11 protein-coding genes and 1 other RNA gene are annotated in these 13,889 nt (G+C 38.6%); 1 reads left to right on the top strand and 11 read right to left on the bottom strand.

Translation table 11 applies throughout. The features are described from left to right. Positions 1-267 precede the first annotated feature (267 nt). Positions 268-2,694: an arylsulfatase gene (locus WBM70_RS02540; protein ID WP_424556947.1), complete on the top strand. Its 2,427-nt coding sequence runs from the start codon at positions 268-270 to the stop codon at positions 2,692-2,694. A gap of 135 nt (positions 2,695-2,829) precedes the next feature. Here WBM70_RS02540 and rnpB read toward each other — a convergent pair. The 11 genes from rnpB to WBM70_RS02595 form a co-directional block, all read right to left on the bottom strand. Next, positions 2,830-3,175, bottom strand: an RNA gene (gene rnpB, locus WBM70_RS02545) — RNase P RNA component class A. A gap of 211 nt (positions 3,176-3,386) precedes the next feature. Then, a complete protein-coding gene (locus WBM70_RS02550; protein ID WP_424556948.1) occupies positions 3,387-3,665 on the bottom strand; it encodes a heavy-metal-associated domain-containing protein in 279 nt (92 codons plus the stop codon). A gap of 120 nt (positions 3,666-3,785) precedes the next feature. Continuing rightward, positions 3,786-4,655 (bottom strand): succinate--CoA ligase subunit alpha, encoded by an 870-nt coding sequence (sucD, locus tag WBM70_RS02555; protein ID WP_424556949.1) that lies wholly within the window; start codon positions 4,653-4,655, stop codon positions 3,786-3,788. Then, positions 4,656-5,831: an ADP-forming succinate--CoA ligase subunit beta gene (gene sucC / locus WBM70_RS02560; protein WP_424556950.1), complete on the bottom strand. Its 1,176-nt coding sequence runs from the start codon at positions 5,829-5,831 to the stop codon at positions 4,656-4,658. 228 nt (positions 5,832-6,059) lie between these two features. Then, complete coding sequence (gene fumC / locus WBM70_RS02565) at positions 6,060-7,457, bottom strand: class II fumarate hydratase (protein ID WP_424556951.1); 1,398 nt, start codon at positions 7,455-7,457, stop codon at positions 6,060-6,062. A gap of 186 nt (positions 7,458-7,643) precedes the next feature. Continuing rightward, positions 7,644-8,201, bottom strand: a complete 558-nt coding sequence (locus WBM70_RS02570; protein WP_424556952.1) for a Fe-S-containing hydro-lyase — start codon at positions 8,199-8,201, stop codon at positions 7,644-7,646. Between the two features lie 9 nt (positions 8,202-8,210). Continuing rightward, complete coding sequence (locus tag WBM70_RS02575) at positions 8,211-9,062, bottom strand: fumarate hydratase (RefSeq protein ID WP_424556953.1); 852 nt, start codon at positions 9,060-9,062, stop codon at positions 8,211-8,213. A gap of 9 nt (positions 9,063-9,071) precedes the next feature. Continuing rightward, positions 9,072-10,022 carry a malate dehydrogenase gene (gene mdh / locus WBM70_RS02580; RefSeq protein ID WP_424556954.1) on the bottom strand — a complete coding sequence of 317 codons (951 nt, stop codon included), beginning with the start codon at positions 10,020-10,022 and terminating at the stop codon, positions 9,072-9,074. Positions 10,023-10,286: 264 nt separating this feature from the next. Next, the gene (locus tag WBM70_RS02585; RefSeq protein WP_424556955.1) at positions 10,287-12,467 is read right to left on the bottom strand and encodes an NADP-dependent isocitrate dehydrogenase; all 2,181 of its coding nucleotides are present in this window, start codon (positions 12,465-12,467) and stop codon (positions 10,287-10,289) included. 170 nt (positions 12,468-12,637) lie between these two features. After that, on the bottom strand, positions 12,638-13,084 hold the full coding sequence (locus tag WBM70_RS02590) for a hypothetical protein (RefSeq protein WP_424556956.1): 447 nt from the start codon (positions 13,082-13,084) through the stop codon (positions 12,638-12,640). Positions 13,085-13,216: 132 nt separating this feature from the next. Continuing rightward, on the bottom strand, positions 13,217-13,822 hold the full coding sequence (locus WBM70_RS02595; protein WP_424556957.1) for a DUF302 domain-containing protein: 606 nt from the start codon (positions 13,820-13,822) through the stop codon (positions 13,217-13,219). Between the last annotated feature and the right edge of the window lie 67 nt (positions 13,823-13,889).

The following is a 13,889-nucleotide window of genomic DNA, read 5'->3' on the forward strand; positions in this document are numbered from 1 at the left end:
ATGAGAGCACAGATCCAGTTTTTGTTTCCTAAGTAGGTTATGCTTTATATTATAAGGTAGTTAAAAGTAAAGCAAATAACGGGAGGTATGATACTTCTTTTACATTTCAATATCTTATTTTCCAAAAAATATATAACCTTATAGGGTTTTCATTTTTCAGGGAAAAAATTATTTTTTGACAAGTAGATTTATAAAAAATGATATAATAAAAAAATACACAAGCGTTTATACATCGTATTATGAAAAATTTAGTTTAAAAGGATTCATATGAAAAAGTTTATAGGGGTAATGACGATTCTCGCATTACCATGTTTGATGTTAGCACAAGAGGTATCTTCTCCAAAAACTGGAGAAGATAGTGATGGTTCTGTCTTGCCATTTCCCGAACCTCCTTCTGCAAGTGTAACAGGTAAAACACTTGCTGATTCAAAACACAAGTGGCGTATCACACCCAACCGTTTACCAAAAGATGCTCCCAACATTGTCATTTTTATGACCGATGATGCGGGCTTCTCCAACCCTGAGATATTTGGAGGGCCTATTCATATGCCAACCATGGAACGTCTGGCTAAAACAGGTATCAGCTACAATGCATTCCATACTACAGCGATGTGTTCTCCGACACGGGCATCGTTATTGACCGGACGAAACCATCATAGAGTCGGTGCCGGTCAGATTGCCGAGCTTGCTTCAGATTGGGATGGCTATGTAGGTAAGATACCAAAATCAACAGCAACAATTGCACAGGTCCTCTCTGATTATGGATATAACACTGCAGCATTTGGAAAGTGGCATAATACGCCAATCACCGACATTACTAAATTAGGGCCATTCGACCGCTACCCAACAGGACTTGGATTTGATTATTTTTACGGATTCTTGGCCGGTGAAACCTCTCAGTATGAACCTATGCTGTTTGAGAACACCAATCCTATCGAAGCGCCGCATGATCCAAAGTATCATCTGACTGAAGACTTGACAACAAAAGCAATCTCATGGCTGCAGACGACCAATACGATTGAACCTGGAAAACCATTCTTCATGTATTTTACACCGGGTGCAGTACATGGGCCTTTCCATATCTTCAAAGAGTGGGCGGACAAATATGACGGAAAGTTTGATGAAGGCTGGGAAGCACTGAGAACAATGACCTTTGAAAAACAAAAAGAACTTGGATGGATCCCTAAAGATGCCATTTTAAACCCGCTGGCAAAAAGTATGCAGAAATGGGATGATATTCCAAAATCACAGCGTGAATTTCAGACACGATTGATGGAGATTTTTGCTGGATTCTTAGAACATACCGATGTACAATACGGAAAAATCGTTGATGAGATAGAACGACAAGGACTTTTGGAAAATACACTGATCATTTACATTAACTCTGATAATGGTCCTTCGGCTGAAGGTATGAATGGGACTATCTCTGAACTTTTGGCACAGAATTCAATGCCATCTACTATTGAGCAGCACATTGAAGTACTTAATAAAGAGTATGGCGGCATGGATGCGCTTGGCGGACCGAAACTTGATGTTATGTATCATCATGGATGGGCTTATGCTGGAGCATCACCGTTCCAAGGTACTAAGTTAGTTGCTGCAATGTTTGGAGGAACACGAACACCGATGGTCATATCGTGGCCTAAAAAGATTAAACATGATGGGAAAGTACGTTCTCAATTTCATCATGTCAATGATATCGCTTCTACACTCTATGATATCCTTGATATTACTCCTCCTAAATATTATAATGGGGTAAAACAGTTACCATTGGATGGAACGTCTATGGCATACAGCTTTGGTCATCCTGAAGCCAAAACTACTAAAAAGACCCAGTATTTTGAAATTTTGGGTAGTCGTGGTGTCTACAATGATGGTTGGTTTGCAGGGACTTTTGGCCCTAGAGCACCGTGGTCAACTGACATGACTGGTATCATAAACTGGGAACCGGAAAAAGACGAATGGGAACTGTATAATCTTAACAACGATTATGCTCAATCTAAAAATCTGGCTAAAGAGAATCCAAAAAAACTGGCTGAAATGAAAGCATTGTTTGAAAAAGAGGCGACAGATAATCTCGTATATCCTATTGGTGCTTCAATGTATACGGTGTTCTTTAAGCCTGAGGAACTACCATCTTCACCCCTTACGGAATGGTCGTTCTATGAAGGACAAGATAGAATTCCTGAAGCAATGGCACCAAAGTTTGCTAGTGGACGTTCTACCTTGGCTGTGATCGATGCCGAAATACCTAAAGATGCTGAAGGTGTGTTGTTTGCACTTGGTGGTATATCTTCAGGATTTACCGTGTATATGGATAAAGGTATGTTAAAAGCTGAGTACAATGCTATGACACTAAATCGCTACAAGGTTTCGTCCGAATCTGCTATTCCTATGGGTAAGGTGAAAATAGAAGTAGAGACAAAATATGATACACAAGAGCGTCTTGCTCCTGCAACAGTTACTTTGAAAGTCAATGGAAAAGAAGTTGGACAAGGACGTATAGGTCGATCTGTACCAGCTGCTCATACTGCATCTGAAACTTTTGATGTAGGGGCAGACCTTGGCTCACCGGTGGCATTGGATTATTTCGATAAAGCACCGTTCAGATTTAATGGAAAGATCGAAAAGATCCATATTAGTTATATAGATGCTAAAGAACCAACTTTTAAAAAGTCTATGGATGATGATTAGTAGTTAACATATAATATAAAAGATATTTATCAAAACCTTATAAAATATATAATATTATAATGTTTTGCTTACGTTAAAAATAGTGAAGATTATATAAATGAAAGTACGTAATTTAGGGGTATAAATACCCCATAAATTACAGGTGAAACGATAAGCCGGGTTTTGTCATGGGTAGTTATTTATCTAGACGTAGTGTTGCCAATACGTTCAAGCGAAGTATAAATGCTGACCTAACAGCTTGTGAGACTTATACCATATACTTCTTGCTGCGGACAGGGTTTACCTAGCTACCTATGTTACCATAAGTACTGGTGGGCTCTTACCCCACCCTTTCACTATCACCTACAAAAGTAGGCTACCTACTTTCTGTTGCACTTGCCCTCAGATTACTCTGGCCATCTGTTAGATGGAGTCCTGTCTCACTTGCAGCCCGGACTTTCCTCTCGTGGCTTACACCACCAGCAACTACCTGTTGCACCTGTGTGAATTATAACACAAAAGTAGTGAAATATATGGGAAGAAATTTAAAGTAAAGCACAAATGAATATTTAGCATTGATTGTGCACTAAAATTAAACTGGAGAGCTTAACTTATAGTAAGTATAAAATAAAATAGATTTATTGTTATGATAAATGTAGTTTTTACCATCTAAATAAAAAAGGTACTGTAAAGAAAAATGTAATATCTCTGATTTATTTGTTCATTTTACCTATGGCACATGAGACATAACTCTTGGCTTTCACAGAAGTACTTTCTACAAAACCCATTGAATCAGAACTAAGTGGATAACCTAATCTTTTAAGCTCTTTTGATAATTCTTCTATCTCTTCTTCTTCGATATTTAACGTTATTTCACGAGGTTCTTTATTGAGATCTACTTCAACTTCACCAAATTTTTCAAAAAGTTTTCCTTTAAGTGTAGCAGCACAACCACTACATTTTACGTTCATGACTTCAAATGTTTTCTGCATACTATTTCCTTTTTCTAATGATATGTTAATGGTGTGCAAATTCTGTGTAAAGTGTTGAATATGATGTTTGAAGATTCTCGGGACATGCCCGAGAATGATGAAAAGTGACTAAATTATTGACTACGAAAGAACTTCTTTTACAGCTTTACCAATTTCTGCTGGTGAAACAACGACTTTAACACCTGCTGCTTCAAGTGCATCCATTTTCTCTTTAGCTGTACCTGCAGAACCAGAGATGATTGCCCCAGCGTGTCCCATTCTTTTACCAGCTGGTGCTGTTTGACCTGCGATGAAAGCAACCACTGGCTTAGTGATATTTTCTTTAATATACGCTGCTGCTTGAATCTCAAGATCTCCACCAATCTCACCGATCATAACGATCGCTTCAGTTTCCGGATCATCTTGAAATTCTTGAAGAAGTTGCTTATAGCTAAGACCGATAATTGGGTCACCACCGATACCAACCGCAGTAGTAATACCAAAACCTTCATTACATACTTGGTTTGCACCTTCATACGTCAATGTACCAGATTTAGAGATAAGCCCAACATTACCTTTTTTGAAGATCATACCAGGCATGATACCGATCTTACACTCTTCTGCTGTAATGATACCAGGACAGTTTGGCCCGATAGTCTTCATATTGTTTTTAACTGCATGTGATTTTGCCATTTGCATATCTCTAACCGGTGCACCTTCAGTGATGATCACTGCAAGTTCAATACCTGCATCCGCCGCTTCCATTACTGCATCAGCTACGAATGCAGGTGGTACAAAGATCATTGAAACAGTTGCACCTGTAGTTTCTACGGCATCTTTTACTGTATTAAATACAGGTTTTCCAAGATGCGTTTGTCCACCTTTGTTTGGTGTAACACCACCTACGATATTTGTACCATAGTCTATACACTGACCCGCATGGAAAGAACCCTCTTTACCTGTAAAACCTTGAACGATTACTTTTGTATCTTTGTTAACTAAAATTGACATCTATAATTCTCCCTTTGCCGCTGCTACTGCTTTTGCTGCACCATCACCAAGATCAGTTGCTGCGATAACATTATCTATATTTGCATTTTTCAAAATCTCTGCAGCTTCTGGTGCATTTGTACCATCAAGTCTTACAATGACCGGTACATTTACATCTACCATTTTAGTCGCTTCAAGAATACCATTTGCTATTCTGTCACATCTTACAATACCACCAAAGATATTAACAAAGATAGCTTTTACTTTTGGATTTTTAAGAATGATCTCAAATCCTTTTGCTACTGTTTCTGCATTTGCTGAACCACCAACATCAAGGAAGTTTGCAGGTGTTCCACCCATATAGTTGATCGTATCCATTGTACCCATCGCGAGACCAGCACCATTTACCATACAACCGATTTCACCATCAAGTGCAATATAAGAAAGTCCATGTTGACTTGCTTCTCTCTCATCTGGATCTTCTTCAGAAATATCTCTCATATCTTCGATATCCGGGTGACGTCCAAGTGCAGAATCATCAAATCCCATTTTTCCGTCAAGTGCCATGAAATCACCAGATTCAGTTTTGATCAATGGGTTGATCTCGATCATCTCTGCATCATTTTCCATGTAAAGCTTGTAGAGTTTTGATGCAAAATCTATCATCTTTCTCTGTTGATTCTTATCTGTAATTCCAAGACCAAATACAAGTTCTCTACCATGATAAGCTTGAAAACCGATCGCAGGATCAACTTCAATTTTGATGATCTTCTCAGGAGTATCATGTGCTACAGTTTCAATATCCATACCACCTTCAGTTGAAGCCATGATAATTGGCATTTCAGCAGCTCTGTCAAGTACCACAGAAAGATAAAGCTCATCTGCAATAGCTGCACCCTCTTCAATGTAGACTTTTTGAACCAATTTTCCTTCTGGACCTGTTTGGTGTGTTACCAAAGTCATACCCAGGATCTCACTAGCAAGATCTCTCACTTCATCAATTGATCTAGCAAGTTTAACACCACCACCAAGACCACGTCCACCTGCGTGAATTTGAGCTTTTACTACCCAAACACTTCCACCAAGTTCTTGTGCATTAGTCACTGCTTGAAGTGGGGTATTTGCAATAATACCTCTTGGTGTCGGCACACCGTATTTAGCAAAAATCTGTTTTGCCTGATATTCATGTATATTCAATTTAGCTCCTTTAAAATTACAATAAGTCCTTATATTATACGGCGTAGAAGAATAATGCTTGGTTAATTCTATTATCAATATAGCTAATTTAAGAAATGTGTTAAATATCTACACATAATAAGGTACTTTTTTAAGTATTGAAAAACAAGGTGTCATTTTAGGACGCTTAAAATAACTAAATGTGTTACGCTTTGTGCAATATTTAAAATCCCTATTGATGCCTTTATTTTATGCTTTAGGTGCAATCATCTCTTCAGGTTTCACATATCTATCAAAATCTTCTGCAGACATAAACCCAAGTGCTACAGCTTCATCTTTCAGTGTTGTTCCGTTCCTATGTGCAGTTTTAGCTATTTTTGCTGCATTTTCATACCCTATGTGTGGATTAAGTGCAGTTACCAACATAAGAGAATCATTAAGAAATCTATCAATATTTGCTCTGATCGGTTCTATCCCCACAGCACAATGTGTATCAAAACTTCTCATTACATCTGCAAGAAGTTTTACAGATTGTAAAATGTTATATGCAATGACCGGTTTAAATACATTCAATTCAAAGTTCCCTTGAGAAGCAGCTATTCCAACAGTTGTATCATTACCCATCACCTGTACTGCTACCATCGTCATCGCTTCTGCCTGTGTCGGATTGACTTTACCTGGCATGATGGATGAACCTGGTTCGTTGGCAGGTATTTCGATCTCACCTAATCCACATCTTGGTCCTGAAGCCAACCATCTTATATCATTAGCCATTTTCATAAGGTTGGCAGCAAGTGCTTTAAGTGCACCACTCAGTACGACTTCAGCATCATGTCCTGTAAGTGCATGAAACTTGTTTGGTTGAGAAACAAACCCATAGTCAGTTGCCATAAATCTATTCAATTGTGCTGCAACCCTTTGTGAAAACTCTGGATGAGAGTTAAGTCCTGTACCAACAGCTGTACCACCGATAGCAATTTCTCTACAATACACAAGGGCGTCATTGATCTGTTTAAGATTTGTCTCTAGCATGGCTACATAACCGGAAAGCTCCTGTCCAAGTGTCAATGGCGTCGCATCCTGAAGGTGGGTTCTACCTATCTTCACTACATCTGAAAATGCTTTTGATTTTGCATCCAGCGTAGCTTTAAGTTGATCCAGTGCAGGCATAAGGTTATCTGTCACTGCAACCACCTCAGCGATACGCATACCTGTTGGGTAGGTATCATTTGAACTTTGACCTTTGTTGACATCATCATTTGGATGTACCAGGTTTTCTTTTGTAAAATCTCCGCCAAGTATTTCCGTAGCTTTGTTTGCAACCACTTCATTCACGTTCATGTTTGACTGTGTGCCTGACCCTGTTTGCCAAACAACTAGAGGGAAATTGTCATCAAGTTCACCCGAGAGAATTACTTCACATGCTTTAGAGATAGCAGAAGTTTTTTTACTCTCCAAACGCCCTAGTTCCTGGTTGACCAAAGCACATGCTTTTTTCAGATTTGCAAAACCATATACAACCTCCAAAGGCATTTTTTCATTACCTATCTCAAAGTTATGTACCGATCTTTGTGTTTGTGCAGCCCAATATTTTTCTGCAGGGACCTTCATTTCTCCCATGGTGTCTTGTTCTATTCTATAATTCATGTTCATCTCCTTTGCTCAAAACCAATTTCATTATGATTTATAATACAATATTATTATTAAGAGTGATAATGTGAATTATACTGGAAAGTGTAAAAAAAGAGAATTGATTTGTGTGGGGAAGATCCCACACTCTTGGATGTTGATCCTTGCACAATTTAGAATTTAGTTCCTCACTTGTACTGGACTTTAGTCCTTGACTTCGTACTGTTCACGACCCATTTGATAAATATCATTACCCTTGGTGTCATTTACGACAGTAACAGGAAAATCTTCAACCGTGATCTTTCTTACAGCTTCAGGTCCTAATTCAGGGTAAGCAATCACTTCAGCAGAACGGATCTGTTTGCCAAGTAATGCACCCGCTCCACCTGTAGCACCAAAATAGATACCATCATACTCAACACAGGCATCTTTTACAGCTTGGTTTCTTTTGCCTTTACCTATCATCCCTTTTGAACCATTCTTTAGCATCGTTGGAGAAAATGAATCCATTCTGTAAGAAGTAGTTGGTCCTGCACTACCTATTGGGTCTCCTGGTTTTGGAGGAGTCGGTCCAACAAAATAAATCACTGATCCTTCCAGATCAAATGGAAGTTCTTTACCTGCTTCTATGAGGTCAACTAATCTGCTATGTGCAGCATCTCTTGCTGTGAATATGGTACCATTCAATAAAACTGTATCACCAGCTACAAGCTGTTTTGTATCTTCAGAAGTGAGTGGAGTTGTTAAAGTATACGTTGCCATCTTTTCTCCTTATATCGTGATATGTGTATGTCTTGAAGAGTGACACTGAACGTTTACAGAAACAGGAAGTGACGCAATATGACAAGGGTTTGACTCAATATGTACAGCTAAAGCAGTTTTTGTTCCACCCATACCCATCGCACCTATTCCAAGTTTATTGATCTCATTTAAGATTCTCTCTTCAAGTTCAGCCATCTCTGGGTCTTCATGTGTTGTTTCAAGGTCTCTAAAAAGTGCATGTTTTGATGAGATAACTGCTTTTTCAAATGTCCCACCAATTCCTACACCTACCGTAATAGGAGGACATGGATTTCCACCTGCATCAGAGATCACTTCTTTTACATACTCCACGATACCATCTTTACCTGCAGCTGGAGGAAAAACTTTAGCACGCGAAACATTTTCAGAACCACCACCTTTTGCAGCATATTCAATGTCTATTTTATCTCCAGCCACAATATCAAAATGAATGATCGCCGGAAGGTTGTACCCTAAAGTATCTTTGAGGTTAAGACGAGAGAATGGTTCACATGTTGAAGCTCTCAAAAAGCCTTCTTCATACCCTTCTTCCGTACCTTTGTTAATCGCATCTCTTAAAAGACCGCCATTTATACGTACATCTTCACCCACATTTACAAAGAATACCGCTAAGCCTGTATCTTGACACAAAGGTCTTTTCTCATCTTTAGCGATATTCGCATTTTCAAGAATCTGACGAATCACCTCTTTACTTACAGGTGATTTTTCAGCCTCCATTGCTGCTTGCAGTGCATCATATGTATCTTGTGGAAGATCTGTTCCACAATGCAAAATCATATCTTTAACAGCTTTTACAACCACGTCAAATTCTATTTCTCTCATCTTATGCCTTTAGTCAAAAAAGTTTTTTTCTTTAAGTACATCGATCATACTTCTTACAGACTGAACACTTTTAGCAAACTTGGTCTTTTGACCTTCGTTCAATGTCATTTCAAAAAGCTTCTCAACACCATTTGCACCAAGAGCAACAGGAACACCTGAAACAACATCATAGTGACCATAATGACCATCCAAGTACACTGCACAAGGGTGGATCTGTTTTGTATCTTTTAAAATTGCTTCTACCATAAGTGCTGTTGATTTTGCAGGTGCATAATATGCAGACCCTGTTTTAAGATAACCAACGATCTCTGCTCCACCATGTTTAGTACGCTCCACGATCTCAAGGATCTCTTCTTCATCAAGTACGTCTGTCAACGGTACACCTGCAACTGTAGAGAACTTTGGAAGTGGTACCATGTCATCACCATGACCACCCATTACAGATGCACGAATTTGTCCTGCACCATAACCAAGTTTTTCATGGATAAAGTGTGCCATTCTCGCAGAATCCAGAATACCCGCCATACCTATCACTCTCTCTTTAGGGAACCCTGACTCTTTAAGTGCTACATATGTCATTACATCCAAAGGATTAGAAACCATAATAATGATCGCTTCAGGTGCATGCTCTTTCACATCCGCTACCACCTCTTTTGTGATCTCTGCGTTGATCATCAATAGATCATCTCTACTCATACCTGGAAGTCTAGGACTTCCTGCAGTAATCACTACGACATCTGAATCAGCCATACATGAAGCATGTTCTGCTACTTTGACGATTGTATGCATTCTTGCTGCATTGGCTGCTTGAGACATATCTAAAGCTTTACCTTTAGCGATCTCTGTGTTTCTGTCTCTGAGAACGATCTCATGACAGGTACCCTTCATCGCCAGTGAATATGCTACAGTAGCACCTACATTTCCTGCACCGATAATCGATACTTTTTTACCTTTTTTCATTATAATCCTTTAAGTGAGAACTATAGGGGACCCCAAAGCAAAACATAACTCATAACTTATATTATCAATTATGCTTTGCGACAAAAGAGGCTACATCAACCCTATGTTATAGGAGACGAGTGTCTCGAAAGTATCTTTTTACACTAGATACTAAAAGTGATATAGAGAAATATCCTCTACAGAAGTTTATATGATACTAAAATCTCATTACATTTTAGTGACGAGTATTGCACAAATAAAGTGCAATACTCAAAAGATGACTACTTATATAGCGTCAATGATCGCATTAAGAGTAGCAGATGGTCTCATTGCCTTAGCAGCTAACTCATCATTCGGGTGGAAATAACCACCAACATCTTGAGCCTTACCTTCAACAGCAAGAAGCTCTTCCATGATCTTAGCTTCGTTATCTTTAAGCGCAGCAGCAACTGGAGCGAACTTTTCAGCTAGTTCAGCATTGTCACCTTTAGCAAGTGCATCTGCCCAGTATTGAGCTACGAAGAAGTGAGAAGCTTTGTTATCTGGCTGGCCTACTTTTCTACCTGGCTCTTTGTTATTATCAAGGTAGCCATTGTTTGCCACATCTAGCGCTTCAGTAAGTGCTTGAAGTTTAGCATCATCATGTTTTTGACCGATAAATCTTAATGACTCAGCCAGTGCCAAGATCTCACCAAGTGAATCCCATCTTAAGTGACCCTCTGCAAGGAATTGATCAACGTGCTTAGGAGCAGAACCACCAGCACCAGTTTCATACAATCCACCACCAGCGATCAATGGAACAATAGAAAGCATTTTAGCAGATGTACCAAGCTCTAGGATCGGGTACATATCTGTAAGGTGATCTCTAAGAACGTTACCAGTTACAGCGATTGTATTTTTACCTTCTCTTACTCTAGCATTTGTAAATCTAGTCGCATCAGTTACTTTCATAAATTGAATGTCAAGTCCGTCAGTATCATAATCTTTTAAGTACTCGTTTACTTTTTTAATAAGTTCCGCATCGTGCGCTCTGTTTTCATCTAACCAGAATACTGCAGGGATACCTTCTAATCTAGTTCTTTCAACAGTCAGTCTTACCCAGTCTCTAATTGGTATATCTTTAGTTCTAGCAAGTCTCCAGATATCTCCAGCTTCACATTCAAAGCTCATAAGAACACCATCTTCACCAGTCACAGTTACAGTACCAGCTTCAGCAAGTTCAAATGTAGTTGGGTGAGAACCATACTCTTCTGCTTTTTGCGCCATAAGACCAATGTTTTGCATTGTACCCATAGTTGAAACATCGTATTGACCATTTTTAACACAGTCAGCTACCATCTCTTCGTGGAACATAGCATAAGTTGAATCAGGAACAACAGCAACAGTTTCACCAGCAGCACCGGTTCTATCCCACTGCTTACCACCTTCTCTTACCACTACAGGCATAGAAGCATCGATAATTACGTCGTTAGACGCGTTAAAGTTTGTTTGACCTTTATCTGAATCAACCATTGCAAGTTTTGGAGCATCTGAATCAACTACAGCTTGGAAGTCAGCTTTGATCTCAGCTTCTTTAGCATGACCAGCGATCTTTTTCTCAAGATCAGACATACCCATGTTCGGGTTAACACCAAGCTCAGCAAAAGTGTCTGCATATTTAGCGAATACATCTTCAAAGAAGATCTCAAACGCGTGACCGAACATAATAGGGTCAGAGATCTTCATCATAGTCGCTTTAAGGTGTAGTGACCAGATAAGACCTTTCTCTTTTGCATCTGCAATTGTCTGCTTGTAGAATGCTCTAAGTGCTGAAATAGACATGAATGTACCATCAAGTACTTCACCAGCAAGTGCATCGATAGATGTTAACTCTTTACCGTTAAGGGCAATTGTTACTTTTTGATCTTTGTCAAGTGTTACTGATTTCTCGTGTGCAAAGAAGTCACCTTTCCCACCCATGTGTGCTACATACGCACCTGAGTTTTCAGCGAAGTCTCTAAGTCTATGTGGGTTGTTCTGTGCAAATCTTTTTACAGCCTTAGCAGCTCTTCTGTCAGAGTTACCTTCTCTAAGTACTGGGTTTACCGCAGAACCAAGACATACACCATATTTTGCTTGAATTGCTTCTTCATCTGCATTCGTTGGGTTTTCAGGGTAGTTAGGGATATCATAACCTTGACCTTGAAGTTCAGCGATACAATCTTTAAGCTGACCAACTGAAGCTGAAATGTTTGGAAGTTTGATGATGTTACCATCTTCTTCAAGAACAACATCTCCTAGTTTTGTTAACTCATCTTCTGCAAGACCCATAGCTGCTAGAACACGTCCTGCTAGTGAAATATCTTTCTCTACAACTTCTACGCCTGCTGCTTGAGTAAACGCATTTACGATTGGTAGTAATGAATACGTAGCAAGTGCCGGCGCTTCATCAATTTTTGACCATATGATTTTTGGTAATTTTGACATTTTTGTTCCTTAAATTAGATTGTTGATGGTGAGATTGTAGCACTTTTTTTGTATTATAGGAATAAAATAGTCTATTTTAGAAAACTTATATTATTTATTTGTTTCTTTATTACACAATTTTTATCCTATTTGTGTATTAAAAGGCACTATTGTCGGAGTTATGGCGCTACTTAACTGACTATATATGCTGCAGGGAACCCTACTGGGATAGGGTGATGTAGTTTAGCAAATATCTCACCATCACCTACTTTACATAATTCATATGGGACATAAAGGAACCTCGCTCCAACCTTCTTGTCAATCTGACTTTTCTCTTCTAAATGTAAGCGTATACTACTTGATACATCTTTGACAAAATTCTCAGGTATAAGTGTGTCGACGACCAGGACCATCACATCAACATCATCTTTTGCAATACGTTCTTTCAAAATATTTTCTAACATTGCATAGCTCTCATGAGAATCTTCTACTTCATTTTCAAAAACCTCGATCTCATCCGCATCATTTAGTAACATTAAAAATGGTTGGAACTGTTTGGTCTGTTCTAATGATTTTTGTGCCTTATATACCGCTTGTTCTAACATGCTAAATGCTTTTTCATCTTCTTGGGTAGACATATGATTCCTCATTGAGTTTATTTTAATTGATCATTATATCAAAATGTAGAATAGAGAGTATCACTAGCAATGTATGGGAGGAAGAAAAATATACCTACACCAAAAAGTGTAAGTATATGTAAAAAGGAGGACTTATTCTCCGGCAGCAGCATTTTCTATCATTGCATACATACCAGATCTTACCTCATTGGCAAGTTCTAAAAGTTCAGGTGGTAACTCATATCCACCATTGATCATAAGTTCCAAACTCATTGTATAAATGTAAATATCACCGTTTGGCTCTTCAACAACACCAACTCTGCATGGCATGAAACCAATGAACTCTCCAGAATGTTTTAAAAATACATCAGCAATATAGGGAGAACAGTATGAACGAATATGCGTAAGAAGTCCACCATCCTTAAACAATTTACCGTTTCTAGGCATTGTTTTGTTATCTACCAAAGCCATTCCATATTCACTTGCCGTATCATCCATGATCTCTAAAGCATTTTCAAATGCTTCAGCTTTTGTCATACCTTCAGGGATCACCATTTTTACTTTACGGATCATCCCTTTAGCAGGATCACCTGTGGTCAACACTTTGTCAAACATTTTCATATACTCTGGTAATGCCTGAGAATCAAGCTTACTCACTTGACCTATTCTTGTACCTAGATCAAACTTCACAAATGCGAAAATAAAACCAATGACCACTATTGCGCCTACAAATGTGAACAAACCTTTAATAAATTTCATTGTTTCCCCTTTGGTATTAATAAGTACTAATTATAATATATATTAATAAAAATTAGATTAAACCTAT

It is taken from the genome of Sulfurovum sp. (assembly GCF_049668085.1).
Classification (GTDB): domain Bacteria; phylum Campylobacterota; class Campylobacteria; order Campylobacterales; family Sulfurovaceae; genus Sulfurovum.